Annotated in this window: 21 protein-coding genes and 1 tRNA gene; 9 read left to right on the plus strand and 13 right to left on the minus strand. The window is 52.5% G+C overall.

Annotated elements, in window-relative coordinates:
* Positions 1-12: 12 nt before the first annotated feature.
* Both EUU25_RS16645 and EUU25_RS12000 read right to left on the minus strand, forming a co-directional pair.
* Positions 13-147: a hypothetical protein gene (locus EUU25_RS16645; protein ID WP_281346991.1), complete on the minus strand. Its 135-nt coding sequence runs from the start codon at positions 145-147 to the stop codon at positions 13-15.
* Positions 148-195: 48 nt separating this feature from the next.
* Complete coding sequence (locus EUU25_RS12000; protein ID WP_158901274.1) at positions 196-441, minus strand: hypothetical protein; 246 nt, start codon at positions 439-441, stop codon at positions 196-198.
* Between the two features lie 106 nt (positions 442-547).
* Here EUU25_RS12000 and glpX point away from each other — a divergent pair, with 106 nt between their 5' ends.
* Positions 548-1,531, plus strand: a complete 984-nt coding sequence (gene glpX / locus EUU25_RS12005) for a class II fructose-bisphosphatase (RefSeq protein ID WP_158901276.1) — start codon at positions 548-550, stop codon at positions 1,529-1,531.
* Here the strand turns inward: glpX and EUU25_RS12010 are convergent.
* On the minus strand, positions 1,528-2,019 hold the full coding sequence (locus EUU25_RS12010; RefSeq protein ID WP_158901278.1) for a flavodoxin family protein: 492 nt from the start codon (positions 2,017-2,019) through the stop codon (positions 1,528-1,530). The genes glpX and EUU25_RS12010 overlap by 4 nt on opposite strands.
* A 41-nt stretch (positions 2,020-2,060) precedes the next feature.
* On the opposite strand from EUU25_RS12010, the gene recJ reads away from it, so the two are divergent.
* From recJ to EUU25_RS12035, 5 genes are all read left to right on the plus strand, one after another.
* A complete protein-coding gene (gene recJ / locus EUU25_RS12015) occupies positions 2,061-3,827 on the plus strand; it encodes a single-stranded-DNA-specific exonuclease RecJ (RefSeq protein ID WP_158901280.1) in 1,767 nt (588 codons plus the stop codon).
* A gap of 66 nt (positions 3,828-3,893) precedes the next feature.
* Positions 3,894-3,968: transfer RNA gene (locus EUU25_RS12020), tRNA-Glu, on the plus strand.
* A gap of 186 nt (positions 3,969-4,154) precedes the next feature.
* Complete coding sequence (locus tag EUU25_RS12025; RefSeq protein ID WP_158901282.1) at positions 4,155-6,161, plus strand: site-specific integrase; 2,007 nt, start codon at positions 4,155-4,157, stop codon at positions 6,159-6,161.
* Between the two features lie 89 nt (positions 6,162-6,250).
* A complete protein-coding gene (locus EUU25_RS12030) occupies positions 6,251-7,135 on the plus strand; it encodes a 3'-5' exonuclease (RefSeq protein ID WP_158901284.1) in 885 nt (294 codons plus the stop codon).
* Positions 7,136-7,265: 130 nt separating this feature from the next.
* On the plus strand, positions 7,266-8,153 hold the full coding sequence (locus tag EUU25_RS12035; RefSeq protein WP_246162701.1) for a 3'-5' exonuclease family protein: 888 nt from the start codon (positions 7,266-7,268) through the stop codon (positions 8,151-8,153).
* Positions 8,154-8,233: 80 nt separating this feature from the next.
* On the opposite strand, the gene EUU25_RS12040 is transcribed toward EUU25_RS12035, so the two are convergent.
* From EUU25_RS12040 to EUU25_RS12075, 8 genes are all read right to left on the minus strand, one after another.
* Positions 8,234-8,962 (minus strand): M48 family metallopeptidase, encoded by a 729-nt coding sequence (locus tag EUU25_RS12040; RefSeq protein WP_158901286.1) that lies wholly within the window; start codon positions 8,960-8,962, stop codon positions 8,234-8,236.
* Positions 8,959-12,234, minus strand: a complete 3,276-nt coding sequence (locus tag EUU25_RS12045) for a type I restriction endonuclease subunit R (RefSeq protein WP_158901288.1) — start codon at positions 12,232-12,234, stop codon at positions 8,959-8,961. The genes EUU25_RS12040 and EUU25_RS12045 overlap by 4 nt, the downstream gene beginning before the upstream one ends.
* Positions 12,231-13,169, minus strand: coding sequence for an Abi family protein (locus tag EUU25_RS12050; protein WP_158901290.1), 939 nt, complete (start codon positions 13,167-13,169; stop codon positions 12,231-12,233). Before EUU25_RS12050 ends, EUU25_RS12045 begins: the two co-directional genes overlap by 4 nt.
* Positions 13,166-13,384, minus strand: coding sequence for a hypothetical protein (locus EUU25_RS12055; protein ID WP_158901292.1), 219 nt, complete (start codon positions 13,382-13,384; stop codon positions 13,166-13,168). The genes EUU25_RS12050 and EUU25_RS12055 overlap by 4 nt, the downstream gene beginning before the upstream one ends.
* Positions 13,378-14,619, minus strand: coding sequence for a restriction endonuclease subunit S (locus EUU25_RS12060; RefSeq protein WP_158901294.1), 1,242 nt, complete (start codon positions 14,617-14,619; stop codon positions 13,378-13,380). Before EUU25_RS12060 ends, EUU25_RS12055 begins: the two co-directional genes overlap by 7 nt.
* 79 nt (positions 14,620-14,698) lie before the next feature.
* Complete coding sequence (locus EUU25_RS12065; protein ID WP_158901296.1) at positions 14,699-16,204, minus strand: type I restriction-modification system subunit M; 1,506 nt, start codon at positions 16,202-16,204, stop codon at positions 14,699-14,701.
* A complete protein-coding gene (locus EUU25_RS12070) occupies positions 16,201-16,812 on the minus strand; it encodes a restriction endonuclease subunit S (RefSeq protein WP_158901298.1) in 612 nt (203 codons plus the stop codon). Before EUU25_RS12070 ends, EUU25_RS12065 begins: the two co-directional genes overlap by 4 nt.
* A 144-nt stretch (positions 16,813-16,956) precedes the next feature.
* Complete coding sequence (locus EUU25_RS12075; RefSeq protein WP_158901300.1) at positions 16,957-17,889, minus strand: hypothetical protein; 933 nt, start codon at positions 17,887-17,889, stop codon at positions 16,957-16,959.
* 166 nt (positions 17,890-18,055) lie between these two features.
* On the opposite strand from EUU25_RS12075, the gene EUU25_RS12080 reads away from it, so the two are divergent.
* From EUU25_RS12080 to EUU25_RS12090, 3 genes are all read left to right on the plus strand, one after another.
* Positions 18,056-18,412: a hypothetical protein gene (locus EUU25_RS12080; protein ID WP_158901302.1), complete on the plus strand. Its 357-nt coding sequence runs from the start codon at positions 18,056-18,058 to the stop codon at positions 18,410-18,412.
* An 11-nt stretch (positions 18,413-18,423) separates the two neighbouring features.
* The gene (locus EUU25_RS12085; RefSeq protein ID WP_158901304.1) at positions 18,424-19,311 is read left to right on the plus strand and encodes a hypothetical protein; all 888 of its coding nucleotides are present in this window, start codon (positions 18,424-18,426) and stop codon (positions 19,309-19,311) included.
* Positions 19,312-19,810: 499 nt separating this feature from the next.
* Positions 19,811-22,162 carry a MobA/MobL family protein gene (locus EUU25_RS12090; protein WP_158901306.1) on the plus strand — a complete coding sequence of 784 codons (2,352 nt, stop codon included), beginning with the start codon at positions 19,811-19,813 and terminating at the stop codon, positions 22,160-22,162.
* 117 nt (positions 22,163-22,279) lie between these two features.
* Here EUU25_RS12090 and EUU25_RS12095 read toward each other — a convergent pair whose 3' ends face one another.
* A complete protein-coding gene (locus EUU25_RS12095; RefSeq protein WP_158901308.1) occupies positions 22,280-23,005 on the minus strand; it encodes a topoisomerase DNA-binding C4 zinc finger domain-containing protein in 726 nt (241 codons plus the stop codon).
* A 9-nt stretch (positions 23,006-23,014) separates the two neighbouring features.
* Positions 23,015-23,512 (minus strand): hypothetical protein, encoded by a 498-nt coding sequence (locus EUU25_RS12100; RefSeq protein WP_158901310.1) that lies wholly within the window; start codon positions 23,510-23,512, stop codon positions 23,015-23,017.
* Positions 23,513-24,250: the final 738 nt, after the last annotated feature.

A 24,250-nucleotide genomic window follows, 5' to 3' on the forward strand; every position in this document is an offset into this window, starting at 1 on the left:
GAGATAAGTCGCCTATTCTTGCGGCCCGTCTTCCCGCAAGATCATATCGGGTTCGGGTAATCCCCGGAGAACCTCTTCCAGCGGGATTGCTGGCGGCGGCACATAACCGAAGCCTACCCCAACGCCCTTCATATATATCTTGCACATACTATCCCCGGTGAGGCAGGCCGCTGCCCGTCGGGTCGAAACGGCCTCTCAGCGTCGACGCCGCGTTTCATTGTCATCCTTAGAACCCTTGAAAATGCGCTGACTGACATCATCAGGGTGATCACCGCAGACAACAATCTCATCTGTCTGGGGATATTTGACACAGCCATCCTTGTCGACGGCGACCAGCCGCCGCGCCTTCTCGATCTGGGCTGCGACATCGCGTTCCGAGTCTGATTGTGCTAATGTTGTCGAAGCTGAAAATGCAAACGCAATGATAAGCAATCTCGACATTTGGCAAAGCCTTCCTTATCGGAGCAGCGAAACGTAATTACGACGCCTATTTGCCGAGCATTCTTCCCCTAAAGAGACCCGATTTTTAATAAGCTAGGAAATACTTATGACGGCAGCAAGCCAAATCCTCGACCGAGTGCTTGTCCTCGAAATGGTCCGCGTTACTGAAGCGGCCGCAATTTCAGCGGCCAAGTTAATTGGCCGTGGCGATGAAAAGGCAGCCGATGCGGCAGCGGTGGAAGCGATGCGCGCGGCCCTGAACGGCTTGTATATGGACGGCACTGTCGTCATCGGCGAAGGTGAGCGCGACGAAGCCCCCATGCTGTACATTGGCGAAAAGGTTGGATCGGCGATTGGTAAGGGGCCACGAATCGATATTGCGCTTGATCCACTCGAAGGAACAACAATCACTGCAAAGGCTGGTCCGAATGCACTCGCCGTGCTCGCAGTTGCCGAAGAAGGCAACTTGCTGAACGCGCCTGACGTCTACATGGACAAAATCGCCGTTGGCCCCGGCTATTCACCCGATATCGTCAATCTTGACCGTAGCGTCACCGAGAATGTGACGGCTGTTGCGCGGGAAAAGGGTGTGGACCCCAGCGAAATCATCGTTTGTGTGCTGGACCGCCCACGCCATGAGAAGCTGATCGCGGAATTGCGCGCTTTGGGATGCGGTGTGATGTTGATCCCCGATGGCGATGTTGCGGGCGTTATTGCTACGACAAACCCCGAAACAACTGTGGATATTTATATGGGAACAGGCGGCGCGCCAGAGGGCGTACTCGCTGCGGCAGCACTGCGTTGTGTTGGCGGACAATTCAAAGGCCGGTTGCTGTTCCGCAATGATGACGAGCGCAAGCGTGCCCATAAATGGGGCATTGAAGACCTCGACAAAATCTACGATCTGGAAGAACTGGCGAAGGGTGACTGCATCTTTGCAGCGACCGGCGTTACAGACGGGTCGCTGTTGCATGGGGTAAAAACGCTGCGCGACGGCCGCATTACCACGGAGACAATCGTTATGCGTGCATCCAGCGGCACCGTACGCCGCGTGAAAAGCGAGCACGGCCGGGCAAACCCGATCCGTTAAAATATGCCAAGTGCCATACCGGCCGCTAAATGCGCGCCGGTTTGGCGAGCTTGCTCCAACCCTTCTTCGCCAATTGTTTTCGAAGCCATGATCGCGGTTTCCGTCTGGGCATGGGTGCATATGATCAGGGGTTCGGCAATTTTTCGAAGCCGCCAGCCAGTGGCGATACGCTCGGCTTGCCGTGCAGCATTACTCCCGTCTGAGCCTGCGCATATTATCATCGCATAAGGCCGCCCCTCAATCCGGCCTAGGCACGGATAATAGCAACGGTCAAAAAAGGCTTTCATCACGCCGCTGATTGCGGCGAGATTTTCGGGGAACACAAACAGATATCCGTGTGCGCCAAGCATATCCAACGGGTTGGCTTGTTCTGCGGAAACACAGCTGACCTTCACAGCGCCTTCGTCTTCTGCGCCTTGTGCCGCCGCCTTCGCCAGCGCCCTAGACCCGCCGGTCATGCTGTGCCAGACGATGAGCAATTCTTTCATGTCGGCTTGCTAGCATTCGCAACCCCGCATAGGGAAGAGCCATGTCTTCGGTCCTCAACATCACACATTCCGTTACCGGGCAAAGCTGGAAATGGCGCAGCGGAGATGTCGACGCACGCGATCCGGGATTTCAGCCGGACGATCTTGTCACGCAATTGCTTTTGGCACGCGGCGTCCCTCGCGATGATATCGAACGCCACCGCGACCCGACTATACGCGGTTTCATGCCCGATCCGTCGATTTTTCGGGACATGGATTGTGCTGCTGAACGCCTAGCTGATGCCGTTGAAGCACGTGAAGCTGTGACGATCTATGGCGACTATGATGTGGACGGCGCAACCAGCGCCGCATTGCTGATACGCCTTTTGCGGGACTTGGGATTGGACGCGGGCCATTATATTCCGGACCGGTTGATGGAAGGCTATGGCCCATCCGGCGAGGCACTGGTGCGCATCGGGGATAGCGGCTGCCGCCTGATCGTTACCGTGGACTGCGGCGCCATGGCCTTTGATGCGCTAGCGCAAGCCAAAGCAGCAGGGCTTGAAGTCATCGTTGTTGACCATCACAAATGCGCCGCAGACCTTCCGTCTGCCTTCGCCCTCGTAAATCCCAATCGGTTAGACGAAAATGATGAGGCGGCCTCACACGGTCATCTCGCCGCCGTTGGTGTTGCGTTTCTTCTGGCGGCCGCCATCGTCCGCATTTTGCGCGGTCGGGGCTACTTCGTGAACCGGGCCGAGCCCAAATTGATGGAGCTGCTCGACATTGTAGCCCTAGGCACAGTCGCGGACGTTGCACAATTACGCGGCCTCAATCGCGCTTTTGTTGCGCAAGGACTAAAGGTGATGGCTGGACGGCGCAATATCGGGCTCGCCGCTTTGATCGAAGCCAGCCGATTGAACCGCGCACCGGTATGTTCGGATCTCGGCTTTGCACTGGGGCCTCGAATCAATGCGGGAGGGCGTGTTGGCAAATCCGATCTAGGGGTGCGCTTATTGACCACACAAGACCGCGAAGAAGCCCGCTCCATTGCCGCCGAACTGGATCGCTTGAATGAAGAGCGGCGGTCGATCGAGGCCCTTGTCCAGGAAGAAGCCGAAGCAATGCTTGCGGGTCAGCATAATCGCGCCGTCGCGTTATTGGCGGGTCAGGGCTGGCACCCGGGAGTCATCGGCATTGTAGCTGGGCGTATCAAGGAAAAGACCGGAAAGCCTTCCATTATTATTGCCATCGATGATCAGGGCGTCGGCAAAGGATCGGGCCGTTCCATCGCAGGCGTTGATCTGGGCGCCGCCATTATTTCGGCCCGCGAGGCTGGGTTGCTGGTTGCGGGCGGTGGGCACGCCATGGCCGCCGGATTGACGATAGCCGCCGACAAGGTCGATGCGCTTGCCGACTGGCTTGATGAACGGCTCGCTGCCGATGTCACACGCGCCAGCGCCAACAGCGCTATGCTTGTCGACGCACTGCTGACACCCCGCGGACTGAACCCTGCATTCATAGAGGCGATGGAAGGTGCTGGCCCCTATGGCATGGGCTGGCCGGGCCCTCGAATTGTTACTGGACCGGTGCGGGTTATAAAATGCGATATCGTTGGCAAGGACCATGTTCGCGCCATCGTCGGTGGCGACGACGGTGCGTCGTTCAAAGCCATGGCCTTCCGGCAAGGCGAAACGGCATTGGGGCAAATGCTGATGCATGGAGAACGTGGCCGAAAATATTGGCTAGCGGGTCGCGCAAAGATCGACGACTGGGGTCCCACACCCAAGGCGGAGCTACATATTGACGATATCGCCTTTGCAGATTGATTTTGCATCATGTTGGGCTTGACCTAGGCAAATCGAATCCGTAAAGGCGCGGCTCGCCAAGCGATTGGCCCCTTCGTCTAGCGGTTAGGACGCGGCCCTTTCACGGCTGAAACACGGGTTCGATTCCCGTAGGGGTCACCATAATTTCCTGAAAATCAGCAGAAATCCGCCATATTCCGGCACGTCGTGAGCGCGGCGGACTCGGATTGTGTACAAAACTGTTCACAAAATCGTTCACACGGTTTTGCGTGATCAGCCTCGTAACACGATTCATCCACCGTCCCGTTCGCCTTTAAGCGCCCCGCCGTGCCGGATGGAGCGATTTACATGGGCTTGGACACCTATATCTGGCGTCGCGGGAAAACATTTCACTTTCGCCGCCGTATCACCCGTCAAAATGGAGACTACCGTCCTATAAGCATTTCTATGAAAACCCGCGACCCGGATCGCGCGCGCGTATTGGCGCGTCGACTGGCTTCCCGCTGGGATATGGAGATGACGATGTTGGAGCATTCTTTCGCAGCGCCCATGACCGCCGCCCAGCGCAGCCAAATTTTCAAGATGGCAATGGCGGAGGAATTGACGCTAGCGACCGCTCATAGCCTTGATCGGTCGACATTTAACGATGCCGAGGAAAAGAGACGAGCGCGGATCTACGCGGCTGCTTACGATGAGGAGCGGCAGCGTTATGTTCGCGGCGCACAGCCTACGCTGTGGGACAACTTAGACGAAGAAGATCAAAAAATCGCAGAGAAGCTTCATGGCGTTTACGTGTCACGGCATTCCACCGAGCGGCGAATTATGCCCGATTATATTGAAAAACTCGGTATTGGTGTCAGCGAAGGCAATCTGTTCGATGCCATAAAAGCACATTATTCCGGAAGGATAGAGGCGCAACAGCGCAGCGCGTTCCTGGCGAATCCTGCCGTCCTTGCGCGCGGCGATGCGACAGCCGCGTTGCTGGACGACGATTTCATTGCATTACTAAGGCTCGCAAATAGTCAGGGCGCTAATCCTCATGCGAATGAAGCCACGAATCCGAACGCTTCCGCCACAATCCAGATACCCCAACCGGCTAACGATACAGAGTTTCCTTTCGCGCGCCGCGACGAGCGCAGATTTTCAGAAGTTATTCGGCATATCATCGACAAGAAGCTCGCCGACAAAGATTGGAAGGCCGAAACTGGCGATCAAAACCGGATCTTGCACATCTTTGCATGGGTCACCGGCGACAAACAATTATGCGAGTATAGGCAATCGGATATCTCGACATTTGTCGCGGCGTATGAAGAAGCACCTGCGGGGTTTCGCTGGATGGATCATATTAAGGCCAAGCCGCAGTTGCCTTGGACCACGGTCAAAGCCGGCTTTCCCGAGAAACGAGGCGAAACGCGATCGGCCGCAACCTTTAATCGGGACGTTGGTGTTCTCCAGGCGGCATGCCAGGTTCTCGGCGCAGAAGATGGCCCCTGGGAACCGAGATCTGGTGATCGGCTCGTCTTGGCAGCCGTTAAACGCAAAACGATCGACCAGCCTGATCCGCTTGATCCAAAGCGAATGCCGTGGACTCCCTCGCATTTGGAAGCGCTATTCAACTTGAATCTCTACACTGGCGGTGGTGGTCACCTTAGGCGCCTTGAGGAAAGCCATTTGCCCACGGTTTGGCACGATGCAGCCTATTGGGTGCCAATGGCTGGGTCCTACAGTGGCGGTGTTCTAAACGAATTGTGCGGATTGGAGCTAAGGGACGTTAACCTTGACTGTGCAATTCCGCATTTTTTGATCCGCGATAACATGACGCGATCCAAGGATGGTGTCGAGCGAGCTGGCGCGAAAACACGTTATCGCATCCGCCATGTTCCAATACACAGGGAGCTTCTACGTCTAGGATTCGCAGATTACGTTCGGGCGGTTGCCAAGAATGGCAACACCAAGCTCTTCCCGGAACTCTACACAATTAAAAGTGGTGGCGGTACAATGTTTTATGCGCGAGCTTGGGTGAATTTGGTTGACGCAGTCGACGCCCAAATTCGCCTGCCCCGGACGTCCGATGGCAAACGCGCCGACTTTCATTCGCTGCGAACTTACTCTGAAAGTATTCTTGCAAGCATCGACGCATCGCAGGCTCACATAGACCGCATTTTAGGCCATGCGTCGGATGGAACTGGAGCCAAGCACTACAACCGACGGATGCACGTGATTGGAATAGACAAGTATCTGGAGGAATTACGGACACTGATGGAGGACTCATTTGTAGTTGTGACCGGCCACCTCCAACCGACTGGGATCAAATTGTTACCGCTAGAGCATCGCAGCCGGACTGGAGCGGCATGAACTGCAGACTTTGATTTCTGCTGATGCTGTGATCAAGTGAAAGGAGAGGAAAAATTCTACTCCTGTTTGATCGGCAAGCAGGAGTTACCATGACTAATACTACAAACCGCTTAACGGTCGACGTCGCTAAGAATGTTGTCAAAAAAACCGATTCAGACGTCCGCATTCTTCACCGCGTTGCGCAGCTAAAAGATCTGCAGCTCGCACCCCGTGGCAAGGGGCCATTTCGCATTGTTGGTATCCTTGACACCGAAACAACCGGTATCGACCCTGAACAAGACGAGATAATCGACCTCGCACTCGTAACGCTTGAGATAAATGGCGTTGGCGAGATCGTGAAAATAATCAGCGCGCAAGAAGGGCTTCGAGAGCCGAGTATTCCGATACCGCCTAAGATTACTGCTATCACAGGCATTGCCGATGCCGACGTTCAAGGTCTGAAATTTGAGACAGCGGTGGTGGAGCACCGTTTGCATACTGCTGACGTGTTGATCGCGCATTGTGCAAGTTTTGACATTGGCTTCGTGGAGCGTCTGATCCCCAGTATCGCAGGGGCAGCATGGGCATGCTCGGCGAAGGATTTTGATTGGCTGACAGCTGGGTTTGACGGCCGCAAACTGGGGCACTTGCTGAACCAAGTTGGCTATTTTAACGACTCCCACCGCGCGATGACCGACGTCGTTTCGCTGGTCCATTTGCTCGCGCATCGCCTGCCCAGTGGCCGAACAGTACTAAGCGATTTGCTAGATAATGCTTCGTGCAGGATGACCCGCCTAGAAGCGTGCGGGGCGCCTTATAGTAAGCGTCATCAGCTGAAGCGTCGGGGCTATTCATGGGATGCACGTGCGAAAGTGTGGTGGATCGAACTATCACCAGTTGAATGTGATGCTGAGGAGGATTGGCTCCGCGACAACATAATTGCCCGCAAGCATTTTGATCGCACGTCAATCACGTGGCGCAATCGGCATCGCTGAAGTTGAAACACAAATCTACAAGAATGGAAGCAACGAGCACGCCGAGATGAAGGGAAAATGTCTCGTCTTATAGGCTGGTGACTAACCGGAACAGATTACCCCCAACGACTTAGAAAAGGTAATAACGCAAATGATCATGCAACCTACCCAAACCCGTGAGCCCGCCCGTCCGCGGTCGTATGTCGTCCTTGATCTCGAAAGCGCGGTCCTTGATGAATCGGGTCACCAACGCTATCAACTGATGGAGCGCTGGAAGCCAAATAATGAAGCGCCGTCTCGTCGTGGCTACAAGCGCAGCGAAGACCCTTTGAAAACGCCGCGCTGGCCATTCCAGACAATTACCACCTCCAGTGTCATGACGTTGATCGAGCATTTGGATGGCAATTTTGACATCGCCACGTTCGAAACCTTTAGTGCACCGGATCTCGATGAGCGCGAGGTCGTTAAGGGCGTAATGAAATCGTTAGCAGCCGCGCCTCAAGGCGCTGAGCTGGTGACCTTCGCCGGAATGATGCACGATATTCCAATATTCACGTTGGCGGCGATGCGTCACGGTCTTAGTCTGCCACCAGCTTGGCGATGGCTGGCGTTTGGCGGAGCAGACCGAGCGCGCCACCTAGATTTTGCTCGGATTATGTCCGGAGGCATGAAAATGAAACAGGTCCATATGGCCGAACTGCTTGCCAGCCTCAATATCCCCGCAAAAATCAGCGCGCCAGCATTTGCAATGGCTCGGCATATCTATGCAGGTGAATGGCAGTTGGTTCAGGAAGGCTGTGAAGGTGATGTTATCAGCACCGCATTGATGCTAACCAGATGGCGAGGACTGCTAGACCCCCTGGCGCCGATGGAGGTTGTCGAAGACAGGATACTGCGGCGGATTGTGGAGCTTCGCCCTGATCGCAGTTACACCAGCACGATCAAAGCCCGGCGCATGAGAAAATTTTCACAACAGCTTCTCGCTGCTGCCAACGACGCCGCAATCCTCGCGCCTTGGCTAGATGTTGACGCGGCATAGTAAGTAATTACCTGGCTGGAATAAGGCCGACACATTCTTCTTAATCCACACTGGCGTTGATCGAAGGATAGGGTCGCTACCTACTCGTTCAGCAGCAGCTCCGCCATATTGTCCAAGCTTGCTTTGCTCGCCTGCCATTCGGAACAATGACGGTCCAAAAGCCAGTAGAATCGCTTACTGTGGTTATGCTCCTGCAAGTGGCAAAGTTCATGGATCAACACATAGTCGATGCAATGCTTGGGAGCTTTGATTAAAGAGGGGTTCAAATTCATATTACCAGATGGTGAGCAACTGCCCCATTGCTTGTTCATCTTTAAGAGTCGAAACTCGGGCGGGCTTTCCAGCCAGGGCAGCTCACTTGATAAAAGCGAGAGTCGGCTAGCAAAATAAGCCTTAGCGCGTTGCGCATACCAATTTCGTAATCTCCGGCGAACGGCGACGGGATCACTTATCGGCAACGTCACCTCTATTGCACCACGCATGCAGCGAACGCGAGATGGACTTAGGTTGTCTACGGCAACCTTTAACCGGTAGCGACGGCCTAGATAAAAATGCGCTTCACCTGAAACGTAGGTGCGCGGCAATGCATGTTCTCGTAACGCCGCCGTTTCGGAAAGTTGACGGACAATCCACCGAGCGCGCTTTTGGACCGCAGCTTGAACCTTGGCTGTGGAACTGCACAATGGAGCCTCAACCACGACGTTAGAATCCGGTAGAACGTGAATGCGAATTCGGGACCGCAATCGGTCATTCTCATTCACCGAATATGGCACGTTGACGTTACCATAACGAAGCAGGCCTTCGTTCATTGCAAGCCTTGGAAAAGACCAACGCGGGTCACTTCAATAACTCGTTCGGTGATCGCCTTCGCTTGGTCCAATCCAGTATGCGGGAACAGCAAAGGCAGTAACGATTTACGGATGGCGGATTCAATGTTCTGAGGGTTTAGTGAGTTCTCTGCAACGGCTGTACGAACCGCTATATCCATCGCGAGAGCAAGATCCTCAAACGCGATAGAATCAGATTTTAGAACAGCTTCGTCGCCAAGTTGCAGCCGCATTAGCCCGAAATATGCTGCCGCATGTCGGTTATCGGCGATTCTTTGTGGTGTACCTTCAACGTGCCGCGACGCCAAATCTTCATCAAGTTCTTTGAAGAGGGCATATTGCCGTTTTGCATTGCCAAACATAGCTTGGGCTTCCGCAATCGCTTGCCGGAGCAACTCGGAAAAGTGGCGTTGGGCAAACGGATCGTCAACGAGTTCCTGTTCAATTGTTCTCTTCAAGCGGCTCTTGATGATGTCGGTTTCATTCCTTGTCTTTTCGTCACTCCAGCTATCGACGTCTTCATGGCGAGCCGGGTCGTTTATGAGGACAGCCCCATCGGCCTCTTCGATTTTCTCTCCAATGACGTAACGGTCTACAAGCTTCCGAATTTGATTTTCATATGCACTGAAATCGACCGTTTCTTGTGCATCTTGCTTGGCCATCCGCCGAAGGCTGGTAAAGAATTTGAGGTCGCGCTTATAAGTCGCAATCTGCCCTTCAGTGACGGACGCATCTTCGAAAAATGATCGAGTCGCCAAGGCAACTCGCAAACACATACCAAACTCGGTCAAAGCCTCGTAAAAGTCTTCCCGGACCATCTGAGTGATATCAAGAGGCACTCCATCTGGCTGCTCTCGGAATCTCGGAACAAGAATCTGTCGGTACTGCTCAATATCAGCGCGGTTTTTCACGCTAGCAAAAAGGCCCCAAAGGGTATCGTGTAACGAAGGGAGTCGCTTATATTCGGTGTTAACGTTGGAATAGAGCGTATCAATGTCGTCGAGATCAAAGCCCCCCTGCGTCCGCTCCGCCAAATCCTGATATTCAGCTAAAGCGGAATCAAGTTCGCGCAAGATGCCACGATAGTCGATTAGCAGCCCGTATTTCTTCTCCTCATGCAGCCGGTTTACTCGCGCAATTGCTTGTATTAGATTATGTTGTTTCAGTGGCTTGTCGATATAGAGCACAGCGTTTCGAGGCTCATCAAAGCCGGTCAAAAGCTTATCCACGACGATCAGAATGTCTGGCTTTCCCTCTGTGCCAAAGTCTTCAATTGTCCGTCGCTCATAATCCTCGTCATCGCCTTTGACGTTATCCTTCCACCATTGCAAAACCTCGGGCAATTCGGCCTCGTCAACTTCCTCATGGCCTTCGCGCGTGTCGGGCGAGGAAATGATGACGGCGCTGGTGACCAGACCGGTTGCATCAAGAGCCTTTTTGTAACGGATTGCCGACAGCTTGCTATCGGTGGCAAGTTGCCCCTTCAGCCCCATGTCGCGTGCGCCAAAATGCTCGCTAAAGTGAACCGCAATGTCCCAGGCAATAAGGTCAATGCGGTTCGCGGAGCCATAAACCGGCCCTTTTTTGCCATATTTCTCTTTCAGGTCGCTCTTCTGTTTATCCGAAAGGCCGATGGTGATCTTTTCGAACCAATTGTCGATGGCCGCTTCGTTTATATCGAGGACGGGCTTTCGTTCCTCATACAGCAAGGGCGTAACTGTTCCGTCCGCAACCGCGTCCTGCATTGTATACGCATGGACAATTCGGCCGAACTTGTTGGCGGTCTTGTCATTTTTCAGCAGGGGGGTGCCGGTGAACGCCACATAGGCGGCGTTCGGCAGGGCGTGTCGCATCCTCTCGTGATTTTCGCCGCCCTGGCTACGATGCCCCTCATCAACTAGCACAATGAGATTGGGGCTATTGTTGTGGCAGGCGTCAAGCTTCGCTGCGCTGGCGAATTTGTTGATGATCGTGAATATGATCCGCTCGGTTCCTTTGCCGATCCTGCGGGCAAGGTCTCGGCCAGAACGGGTCTTTGCACGCTCGCCTTCTTTGTCCGCTAAATCTGAACCGAATGCCCCGCCTGTCAGGAAGTTGCCCGCCAATTGCTTTTCAAGGTCGCGCCGGTCGGTAACGACAATTAGGCGGCATTCGCGCAACGCATCGTCGAGCAGCAAAGCCTTGCAGAGCATCACCATCGTGAAACTCTTGCCCGATCCTGTGGTGTGCCAAATAACACCACCTTCACGCCCGCCGTCAGGTCGTATGACGGCAATTTCGCGCAACAGTGACCGGATACCGAAAAACTGTTGGTGCCGCGCCACGATCTTCTCGACCTTGCGGTCAAACAACACATAGCTGCGGATGAACTCAAGAAATCGGTTCGGCGAGCACAGCGAAACCAGCAAGCGATCCTGTCCTGTCACTGCCTGCTCGCCGTCCCATAAATGATTGAAATGTTCACGCACTTCGCGCACTTGGCTCTTTAGGATGGCCGCGCGCGGATCGGTTGCCAGCGCCTTGTTTTTGACGCCAAGAAAATGATCCTCGACAAATTCCTCCTCTCGCCATTGCGCCCAGAATTTGCGAGGTGTTTTTGTGGTGCCATAGCGTCCGTCGGTCATGCCTATGGACAACAACAGTTGTGCGTAAGCGAACAGCAACGGAATCTCGTCCTGCCCCTGGTTTCGGATAGTCTGGCTAATGCCTTCGTCCACCATCGACTTATTCGGGTTGCCGCTGTCCGGGCGTTTGGCTTCAATGACAAGCAGGGGGATGCCGTTGACAAAACCGACCATGTCGGGCCGGCGCGTGTGCGTGCCGCTGGTCGAAAGCAGCTCATATTCTTCGGTGATGTGAAAAGCGTTGGTTTGCGGCACTGCCCAATTGATGATTGGAACGGTGATGCTGATGCGCTTCCCATCGACAAATTCGGTGACTGTGATGCCCAGTGTGAGTGCGTTGTAGAGCCGCTCGTTTGCGGTCATTAGGCCCTCGTTAAGAGCGGGCGATGACAGTTCGCGGATGATCTGGTCGATGGCGTTGGGCGAAAGCGAATGGATTTTACCCTTATGTTCAAATGTTCGCCTTTGCAGTTCATCGACTAACACCGGGCGAAGCAAAACCTGCGCATTGCTGCCACGCATTGCGATGCATTCGGCGGGCGACACATATTCCCAGCCAAGCGCTACTAGCGTTGCAAGCGCTGGGATGTGCGCGCTGTAGAGCTCTGCCGTGTTAGGAGTGAGGGTCATTTGGTACCACCCCACAATTGCCAATCCGTCCAATTTGCAGGAAAGCCCATGTCCGCATCGCGGCCCGGTGCAAGGGTTGCCATATGATCAATCAGTCGCTGACCCCAGCCATTTGCAGGTTCACATTTGTCGAGCAGATATTTGAGAAAGGCGAGAGTGTTATAAAGCTTGTCGTTGGCTGTCCGATTTAGAGCCCTCGCCAATTCCGGCGGGTTCTTTTTGGGCAATTTCAAAGTCGCTTTAAGCCGCCGATTCCAAAGACGTCCATGGTGCGCGCAGGTGTTACGGACGTTAGAAATATGTTGAACGGCAGGAACGAAAACTATTTCGTCGATTGCGAACGGTGCGGCCACTAATTGTCGGTTGGACCGTCCGTCCAGCAAAGCGTACCAACGAGACAAAAGCCCAAATGACATTAACTCTGACGCCATCCATACAGGTGGGCGCGTCGGTCCGGAATATTTGGCTTTATAGTGTAGAATGAAGGTGTCTTTTGATCGGGCGGTTTCTTCGTCCAACTTGCGACAGTTGCCAACAAATTTCCGTTGGTCGGAATAAAGGTGTCGGTTCAAGTAGCCGTGGGAACCTCCCTGCGTTGCCAAGACATAAGCCCAACTGCCCCGAATCGCGACTTCGATCCGTTCAACCGCGTCTAATACGAGCAGGCGCAAAGTGCGGTCGAACTCGTACAGCGCGATAACGTCCTCGAAAGTGGTGCCGGGCCTAAATCGTGGCCCTGCTTGTCCCTTCGGGTACTCGAAATAGAGCCAGTAAGCGCTGAGGCGATAATAGCTGATATGTTGCAAGCAATGTGTTGCCATTGCATGATCGCCGATGGCCATGCCCTCGCCCTCCAGCTTTGCAATCTGCTGGGCAATAGTTAGCGCTGGCTTGGTGAACGGCACTTTGGCTTGGAGGATCGGCGGTAGCGTCATGTGATTGCCACCTTGCCCGTGCTGCGGGCAAAAAAAGTCCCTCCTGGTGCGCATCGTAGAGAGGCGTGGAGGGCTCTGTTGATGTGCAGATAGCGACGCAAGGCCGTTTTGTCAACCAGAAGTTGACTTTTGGTCCAGTGCGCGTCAAAGCGATGCATCGCTTTGACGCGCACTGGATCACTAATCCGATCACTGGATGAAATATCGGTTAGCATGTTTTCTCCTCCAAATCTACCGTAACCCGCCGTTTGCCTGTGAGGAGTTGCTGCATCAGGGCGGATTTTTCATTGCGAAGAGCGGCTAGTTGGTTGAGCAACGTTCGCTCCATTTTTTCAGCTTCGTTTATCACCTCAGCTATTGCAGTTTGCTCTTCGTGTCCTGGCGCGTGGAGAGATGTGTCAAAGAAATCCACTACGCTGACGTTCAACAAGCCGTGATTGCGCGCGCCTTCTTGGGCGATGGCTGAAATCTCCCGATTGAACAGACCAGCTTCAAAATAATGCCGAAAGAATCCGTGGTCATGCCCGTCATTTGCTAAGCGAAAGCAAATATACAGGCTGGAAACGATGCCGCTGTCATAGCGTTCTAATGGTTTGAAAGCTCCCATCGGGTATCCGTCGGAATAGCTCTTGTTATACGCGAAATCGCCATTGCGCAGCAAAGTGTATCCCCGCACATCTTCGCTCGCGACGCTCTTGTTGAAATATTCAACCTGACTGACCAGGCCATGTTGTGCCGAAATTGTCAGGACATTAGTATTTCCAACGTCATTCTTTTGCCGGACGCGCTCAAACACCTCCGAAAATTTTATCCAACGCCAATCCGCCGAAAAGCCCGGCAGGCGTTGTGTGCCGGTGAGGAGCGATTGCATCAGCGCCTTTTTCTGGGCACGGGCGTTGGCAATAAGTGTCTCCAGCGTTTCGATCGCGTGATCCCATGTCGACAAAATCTCCGCAATACGCCTTTGTTCAGTTAGCGGCGGGAGCATTATAGGATAATCACGCAAATCGGCAGGGCTTATATGCGGAACTGCTGTTTCAGTCTGAACTGCTTGAACATGTTGATCGAAATGATGACCAGAAAAGAATTGTTTCATCAACCCTTGATGCAAGGTGCCTCTGGCTCTGAGACGAGCTACCCGCTGCACCAACAGGCAGGGCAAGTCAGCTTCGGTAACCTCGGCAATTTTCACCCCCGAGGGAAGCCACGTTCGATCCATTGCAACTACAAAATCGCCCGCTCGCAGCTGATAGCGGTCCATCTCAGCGGCGCGTTCTAATGGGAACCGCTTCACATCGCGCCAACGCAATCGATGTGGCGCGACGTTGTCTCCGCGAAGAAGCTTAACGTCTTGCTCATCGGATGTGTATTCAGCACTCTTGAATGCAAAGCCGGTAAGAATTTCAGCGTGCTGACCTATTACGGTGGCTTTCCACCCCTTGGGAATCATGCCTTATCCCCTTTGAAACTGCGCAAAGGCCTCGGCTTAACCCCGTCCACGGTATTATACCGGATGACTTCGTCTACCATCAGAAACCAAGCTCTTTCAAATAGCCGTCCATTTTTAACTCAAGTGTGGCCAGCTCGTCTTTTAGTTTGAGCCGCTCTGCGCGTACGGCAACAAGGTCGATCTCCTCTTCTTCTTCGAACGTATCTACATAACGCGGGATATTGAGGTTCCAGTCGTTACCCGCGATTTCCTCTGGCGTAGCAAGGTGGGCGTATTTGGGCGCGCTTTCGCCTGCTTGGATAGTCGAAATGATTTTGTCGAGGTGGTCGCGGGTTAGCTGGTTCTGGTTCTTTCCAGATTTGAATTCGCGACTTGCATCGATAAAAAGAACGTCGTTGGTCGGCCTGTTTTTGCGCAAGATAAGGATCGCGGCAGGAATGCCCGTCCCATAAAACAGCTTTTCGGGTAGACCGATCACGACGTCGAGTAGATTCTCTTCAATCAGCTTGCGCCGGATCGCACCTTCGCTGCTTCCCCTGAAAAGGACACCGTGGGGCACAACAACCGCCATACGCCCTGTGCGCGGCTTCATCGTTTCGACCATGTGTAGGATAAAAGCGTAATCGCCCTTAGTACGTGGCGGCAAGCCGCGCCGGAAACGTCCAAAGCGGTCGTGCTCCGCTGTGTCATGCCCCCATTTGTCTAGGCTAAACGGCGGGTTGGCGACTACGATATCAAAATGCTTCAATCGATCTTCGGCGTCGAGCAGCTTGGGGTTGCGGATTGTATCGCCCCATTCAATGCGGTGATTATCCTCGCCGTGCAGGAACATATTCATCTTCGCGAGCGCCCACGTGCTGCCAATGGATTCCTGACCGTAGAGCGCATATTTCTTCGATCCGCTTTTAGCGACCACACGTCGCCCGCACTTCATCAACAACGAGCCAGACCCACAGGTGGGGTCACAAGCTTCTTCGCCCTCGTTCATGTCCATGATCTCCGCCATCAGCTGCGAGACTTCCGGCGGCGTATAAAATTCGCCAGCCTTGCGCCCGGCATCTGATGCGAAATTCTTGATTAGAAATTCATAAGCGTTGCCGATGACGTCGAGGTCGCCAATTCGCGACGGGCGCATGTTCAGCTCGGGTTTTTCGAAATCCTCCAGCAAATGGCGAAGCAGATCATTCTTCTGTTTCTCTTCGCCAAGCTTGTTCGAATTAAAACTGATATCCTGAAAGACGTCGCGCAGTTTGCCGATATTGGCTTCCTCAATCGCATGCAGCGCTTGGTCGATCCTCTCACCATTGCCGGGTTCATGGCGGCGCTTGTAAAGTGCGGTAAAGCTTGCATCTGCTGGCAAAACGAAGCGTTCGTTGCGCATCATTTCGGTTACCAATTCAGGCGCGTCGGGATAATCCTTGGCGTAGGCGTCATAGTGATCCTGCCAAACATCGCTGATATACTTCAGGAACAGCATCGTAAGGACAAAATCCTTATAGATGTCAGCGGCTACGGTTCCCCTAAAGGTATCACACGCACCCCAGACCGCCTTATTCACATCGTCTTGTTTAATCTGGTCGGTCATGCGCTGATGTGCCTTTCGATTTTCAATATTTCTGCCGCAATTGCGTCGATCTGACGGGTGCGATTACTAATTAATTCATTTAGAATGCGCCGTTCATTTTGGGCTGTAGTGACAACTGCCATCAGCGAACGTTGCATGTCTAGAGATGGTAATGCGAGGGGAAGGGATTCGATCGCTCCCCGCGTGATATTTAAGATGTGGGAACCAGTGGCGGCCTGTTGTAAATAGTCTTGGCACGACCGTTGGTTTATCTGCCAAGCCAGAAAAGAGGGCATGACCTGCGTCTCGTCAAAAACGCGAATGACAAAAAAGTGCGGCGAGCAAACCGCCGCGCATGGGACTCTATCGAGGGCAAGGGCAAAATTGCGCCGACCTCGGGTGGTGAATATCAGGTCGCCGGTTGCAAGCAAATCGGCAGAACGTTGCGATGGTAGTTTTACGCGAGCAATGGCGTTCCAATTTACCCCGATAACCTCGTCCACATTACGCATCTGAATGGCACCAACATCGCCTTGCTCAAGCGCATCAATTGCACCGCGAAACGGATAGCCTGCACGGATATCGGCAATTTCGACCAACGGAAAATGTTTTAGTGCAGTAGAACTCATACTGCGTAAATACGCACCGAGTCGCTAGAAAGTCAATATTATTTTGCGTCAACGGTATTGATGCATATTTACATAATAATTTCGTGTATCGATTTATTTAAACCTGACATTACCGGAATGACGCGATCTGCGGTGATAATGCCATCAAATTCTCTGAACTTTGACAACGGATGCCTTGGCGAAAGGCGACGGCAGTAAAGCGGAATCGAAATCAAGTTCGGCGTCAAATCCATATCGCATGGCGAACAAGAGCGTCCAAGCGTTCCTTCTTGCCGCATGTGCTTCAGCGTCATGGCTGATAGTAGAAAGTAGCCAGTCCTCGCATAACTTCCAGCAAGCGTTCGCCTTAGCTTTCGGGCTTCCGGCATTTGCAAATTCTTTATACAAGCTCGGGCGGTCATATTCCTCGAGCGACGTAAATGGCGGCAACCCGCAACGCTGCCACTTTAAACATTCTTGACTGCTTAAAACCGGATGCGGTCTGAAGCCGAAGTGCTTTGAGTTTTCAAGTATGGCAATCCAAGGATTTCCTGGATGCCAAGCCAAGGCAACCTCCGGCTGCTGCTTTTTCACCGGGCGGAAGCTTTGAACACGCACGCCTTCTGATGATGTCCTGCGTTCAGAGAATGGTTCCATGAATTTCTGAATATCGCCGAGGCTGATGTTCCGAGCCGCACGAGCATCAAAACCTGCAGCTTCGAGCTTGGTGAAGAAGTCGATCTTATATTGATCGACACGGGGCTGGCTAAGCGCCCAACTGCGAAAGTTCACTTCAGCTTCCGTAAGCTGTGTTTCGATCAATACTAATTCTGCTTGAATAACAGACAATAGCCGCGCCAAAACGTTTCTATCTTGGCTCAAACGAGCGACACGGTCTGCCGGTGAAAAACCGAGTTTGGTTTTTTGAGCTACGATAGTTGCTTGTTGCTGGGGTCGGACATCGAGTGCCTGCAATGCCCTTATTGCATCGCTTAACGCCTTTTCCACTGCCGTTTCATCAGCATCAACCGCAGCCAACGTATCAAGAAGCTTTGCAACAGCCGGATGATGCTTTGGCAATGTCTGTGCTTCGTCCAATAAACGCCGGGCGCCTACCTTGTTTCTTGGTCGTCCAGTCCTTGCCACGCGAAAGTCTCCTTTTTGTACATAAGTCATTATATAGTCGAAAGTCGACTTTTGTGCAAGCTTCGTAAATCCCATAACCCTAATTGTCGCGACGTTGCGGCGATCAAGGAGCGGTGCGTTGGCATTGCAGGAGAATAAAATGGACTTTGTAGAAGAATGCAAAAACCTTCAGGCGCGAAATGCTCCGGTTGAGACTGCAATCGTCGCTCATGCGGAAAACATTCAGAGGGCCAGGGCACAAGGTGTCCCTCTCAATATCATCTACAAAAAGCTGTCGGAAAATGGCGAAGCTGTAGGAAAGGGCTACAGCAGCTTCAGGCAAGCGATCGCTCGGCTCGATACGCGTGGGTGGCCGACAACAAGTGGCGCGCGCTCCGAACCCACACCCCAATCATCACTATCGGCTGAGGAGCCGCTGCGGAATTCACCAAACCCTGATCGCTTCGGCGACAAGAGCCGCACCTCAGCGTTTTAAGGATCCATATCATGCAAAATTACAATCAACCTTCATCTCTCACATCCCTCGTCTTTCTCGTTGTAGCCGCGAACGCTGGAGGAGAGGGAAAGACAACGATTGCCAAACTTATACAGGCGCTTTGGCGGCTATTTGGCTCGCCCGTGCACTTATTCGATTCTGATGCCGGCAATTGGTCAGCAAGTGCAACTGATCCAGAAGCGATCCCCGTCGGATGGGGCGTGCAAACAATCAAGGTTCCCGAAATCTTGGCGGCGACGAAGGGTAAAAATGCGATCATGGACCTTGGGGGAAATGCACTGGCAAGCGCAAGAGAGATCGCCAATCTGGTGCCCGCGCTTCAGAAAGCTTACTCCGATGCGGGTTATCGTACGATAGCGTTGCTACCGTACTCTACAAATAAGCCTGGTGCGACGAGTTCGATCAAGGACGTGAAAGACGAGCTAATAGGTTTTGAGAAGTGTTATGTAAAAGTCAATCGCGACGGTTCAGCACACTATTATGGCAATTTGCCAGCCGATGACACGGTCAGCATCGGACATCTCAAACCTGGGTTTCAGACGTTAATTATGGACGAATACAAATCCTTCGATGCTTTGATATCCGAGCCAAAAGACAATCATGGTTTGGCTAGAGCTTATATCGGCCAATGGATGCATGATTTTGCAAAGCAACCCTTTATCAAATCCATTATTGGAGGCGAGATTGCCATTTTGCGGGGAATCAACGCACCGCGACGAAACCTTCGCTTCAATGTTGCAAGGCTAGAACAGACCACAGACGATGCACTTTGGGAAAATGTTAAGAAGAGTAATTTTCTAGACGAAATTGATGCCGCAGGATGGTCAGCTGAGGGGTTACGATCAGTCGCAAGCAAAATTGATCGCGGAATACTTTAACCTCGAATCATCTGTGAAAGGGCCGGTTTCGACCGGCCCCTTTTTTTGTCGGCGGTGAAGGAAAACGGGATGACGCCGTGCCTTCATCCTAGCATTGGCACGGCAATACCCGCGCAGTCTCAAAAGGCACCGAGGCGCCAATTCAACAAACACTGCTCCACCAACGTTGCAACAACGTTAAAGTAATATTTGCGGGATGCAGAGCAATGCAATAGCAAAGTTTAAGTAATATTTTTAGGCGCAATACCGCAGTTTGGGCAGGAGCCCAAACTGCTTTTGCGAAACAAAAAATAATGAAGCATGCATCAAACATTCTATTATGAAAATCACGGCAGAAAAATCTGTGAATTGTTTCAAAAAAGTTGAATAAAATTCCTCAGATGCCTTGGTGGGACCAGAAGTACTATCCTATACACCAAATATGCTCCCTTCCGAACCCACCAATCAATCACTCGAACTGGCAGACGAGATAGCAGCGCTCCTCACGCGCCTAAGGCTAGTGCGTGAAGGCCTGCTGCCATGGCAGGTCGATCAAGTAACGCATTATAGACGTCCGGCTAAAACCGGACAGGCGCGAGAAGCAAACCAATCGATCTCGCCGCAATTTCATGTTCCATCCACGCGTCCGCTACGGCTGACAAATATGCAGGGTGCATCCAGTTTCCATTTTAGCCACCGGCCAGTTTCGAAGGCTAAACCCAAGCTAGAACGAAAGCATGGGCAAGCGGTGTCCGGGGCCGCACGTAACTTCGGCCAATATATTGAACGCGAAACAGTGCTGGCAAAAGCGGACGAGCTACTCGTTGAGGTTCGGCGCGCATCACTTTCACCTTTCCCCTTATCAATCACGCAGGAGCAATATGATGAATCTACCGATCAAACCGACCGACCAGCTTCCAACCGAGACTTGGTGGCGGAATTCCAACTATTTGAGTCCGGTTTTGCGAACCATCACGCAATCGAGCCCATCTGGGGCGACGCTTCCAGAATTGCCAAACCCGATGCCGATCTGTGCCTGCTGCCCAGCGTCGACTTGGTATGTGATGGATGGCAAGCTGATGGTATATTGCTTGGCGCTGAGGATGTATCCTCATTATCAAGGAAGGGTCATCACCGATTGCGACTCGCGGCGCAGGGCGATAGAATTAACGAAAAGAACGTAAAGCCAGCAAAGCTAAAATATGGCGGTGAAACCGGTCGGCATGATGCGTACATCGATAGATCGAATGCGGTCGCTGTGCAGCCAGACGGTGGGCGTGCGTTGATCACAAATATTGATGAAAATGCTGTTGAACGCGCAAAATTCTGGGCACTGGTCGAGCAGCATGAAGCAGTCAAAAGTGACGACCAAATGACCGTTCGACTAGCGGATGCTCCGGCCTTTTGGTCAACCGTATTATCCCAACCCGATTGTCCACCGGATCTACACGCCGGAATCAGCAAAGCTCCGCACAGCAGCGCCCATCGATTTACGATTTCATCAGGGTCCGAAGTACGGGGATTTTTGGCACGACAGTCCGGTTGGGTACCTTTATCGAAAGGACGATCACACGCGAGTCAAGCGAAGCCCCTAGCTAAATTTCACGATGGTCGAGGCGGGCGCATCCAGTACCAAATTGTAGGCGAGCTGCCGAACGACCTTTCCGCCGCAGAACGTTTTGCCATCGTGCGTGATTTTGCGAAAGAATTTGAAAAGAGGGAGCTCCCGTTTGTTGCGGTTATGCACGCGCCTAACCACTCGAATGATGAAAAAAACTGGCATTTCCATCTCATTTATTATGATCGGCCGTGTCGTCGTATTACGCGGGGCGACATCCAGCAGCTCGCTGCCGAGGGCTACAGATCTAATCATCTAAAGCCCGGTGACTGGGATTTTGCTGTAGCGACGCCTAAAAAGGGACGGAGCAACGGTAGAGCGGTTCCACTGCGCCGAAATAAGGTCGCTGAAGTCACAGATGACAGCTGGCCTGGATTTTTGCGCACGCGATTGGCAACAATTACCAATAAACATCTGAAGGCATCTGGCGTCGATCGTAGCGTCGACGCTGGAACCTTCGAAAAAATGGGCATTCCCGCAGCACCACAGGACCACCTTGGAAAGGCCAATGCAGCTTTGGAGGATCGAGGAATTGCAACACGCACCGGCAGCTCGAACGAACAACGCCAGTGGAATGCCATCATAGCGGCAGCTAACATCGAGCTTGAGCAGACGCTGCAAGGTATTTGGTTGCAAAGCACCGAGGAAGCCAAAGCGACCGAACATAAGCAGCCGTCAGATGAATCGGTTAGGTTGCTTACTCAGGCGGCGCATCTTGAGCACCAGGCCTTTATACTAGAACAGGAATTAGAGCGTGTTTACTCCCGCCCAAGAGAAGTTCGCCGGAAAAATCAGCGTTTGTTGAATGCTTGTAAAGCAGACGCCGAAACATTGTCCGAGCGTCAACGGAATGATGCCCAGCGCTTGGTAGAGTCGGCAAACACTTATATTGAAGGACTAACTGCATTCTTAGGAGAGGCTGTATGGATACCCGATACTATACAATGGATTGCAAGAAAGCTGAAATTCCAAGCCTCGGAACAACAAGTGCAAATGTATGCATCACCACAAGCAGAACGAACCGACTTGCATGTTTCCAGCAGCAACGCTGCGGAGACGAAAATTCAGGCACGTGAAGCTCCGCAGGAAATACGCAAACATCAAAACACCCACCCTGGACCTGCTGAGCCAGAACTTTCGTTAAAGCAGGATGCGGAACCAACCGCAGTCGCTGCTGCACATGCGGTCGACGATGCTACCAAACGCGCATCGATGCAGGCCGCGCTGGCAGCTGCTAGAGGAATGGGGCTTTGATGGTGCGCACTACTGTTTGGAACGTGTGCCTATTGTCTATACAAGGAATGGCTATGTTGGAACCGCAGTAGGTCGGTGCTGCCAAAGTGTTAGCAGCAGTAGTTCGCTCGTCTCAGATTACAGTGTTTGTACCGGTGACTGGACCGTGTTGGAGATCTTGCGGCTATGTCTGCAATTCGGGAAATTAGAGCACCCTACAAAATTACCAAATTTCCCACTTCGTATGACTTCCCTGCCGCCACAAGCTGAAGGACAGTATTCCCGTAGACTAGCATGATGGAATAAAGTCGGCTGCTCGGGTCGATGGGCTTTTTGCCGCTTTGCTCTGTACCGCTGCTTCTTATATTCCCAGGGATGGATATTGTCGTCCCTTGCCCAAATACCCCGCTGGTGCTGCTGAGCGTCGCGTAATGCGTGGTTATAAATTTCGTCTGGGCAGTAGCGGTCAAGAACCCAAGCCCAACCATTGACCACCATCTCAAGTTCGATATTTCGTGGAAGGGTTGCCCGTGCAACCCAAGGCGAAGGTATGGATTTGCCAGGTAAAAAAGGTACTGCAACTATCCGCCCATATTTATCGACGATTCCACCGGTGTCCATCTTCGTCAGAATTACCAGATCAACTGATTTGCCCCCAATTATCGATGTTAAAAAGTCGCGGGCTTCAACCCCTCCCAATTGTCCTATTTCTGGCGCATCGATAAAGCCAAACCTGACCGTCATTTCCGCGGTTTCCCGATGCCTCGGAAATTCTATTTTTGTCAAAAAGCCATCGCCATCAAAAACTTTTACAACCGGAACGCGAAGGGTCTGACAATTTGGGGCCTGCTCAACAATTAGCATGGCGTTACCCTATGCAGTTCCGACGTCATTCAACGACGACCAGTCTACTCTGAGATTGTCACCTTTGGCTTTTGGCAGGGATCTGCGATCGATTAGCTTACCGCTAATCTCAAATTCACTCGAAATTTTGACGATCAATACTTTGCTGAAGTTTCTTTGCAGGTTCAATTCAACGATATTATTCCGTTTGAAGGGCGTGATGGTTTTCACTTCGACAAAATCGTTACCCAACCGGCCATCTGAACCCTGCGCATAATTGCGATGCAGCTGAATGCCATAAGTGATAGCACCGAATAACTCACCGATGTCGCCATAGACTTGCAGATGACGGCCAGTCCGGACAAAATATTCTTGGGCCGTTGCAAGCAGGTCCTGAAAAATAGGTATCAGCTCCAAATCTGCATTCGGAAACCGTTCCTGCAGTTCCAAGCGGCCAAGGTGGCTATTTGTCTCATCCCAGCCCACCCATTCACCGTCATCCCAAATCGCGTTATCTGGCCCAAGCATATGTCTTCTATCCATGCCAAAAGACGACATATGCGGTCGAACCGTGAGTATTGCGTTAATTTCTGATACGCAGTCGCGGCCGTAGGCGTCCTGCACTTCCCTGCTTAACGGACGGCAGGAAACAAAGACTGCAAATTATTATCTGATTGACCATTCTGTTGTCGGGAACCGATATTGTTGAGGTGAGCGTCTCGAATGTCGGCTTTCTCGTCTTTTAGTCTAAAAGCTGCCTGTCCGGACACGACAACAAAGCGGACATTCTGTTCTCAAGGCGCCTGCCGTCTTAAACGTTGCCAAAACTGCGAACTGACATAAATTGATAGAGCCATAAGGAGCGCTACAACAAATGATCGATTGGGTGATTTCCTTTTTAATCGATAAACCATTGGAAGACGCCGTTATCAGGTTGTTTCAAAACCGAATGTTTTTGATTATTACGGCCGTAGTAATGGTGCTTATCGCAATTGCATTGTCCGGCCTGTAACGCGAATGATTCTGCTTCGCACGCTTGCGACACTGCGATTAAAGCTACATTTCAGGATACAACAACATTGCGGACACCAACCATTTATGGAGCTACACAATCCTGACTACGGGTCATGGGCGCGATGACAATTTCGCCGCTGTCAGTGCAATCTTTGGCACTAATGAACTTCCAGATCGTTCCGCCAACCAGCAGCACTACGAAGGCAGTAATGAGTAGCAATCGATAGAAGCGCCGCATCGAAGTAGTGTCAC

Source organism: Sphingorhabdus lacus (genome assembly GCF_009768975.1).
GTDB classification, from domain to species: Bacteria; Pseudomonadota; Alphaproteobacteria; order Sphingomonadales; family Sphingomonadaceae; genus Sphingorhabdus_B; species Sphingorhabdus_B lacus.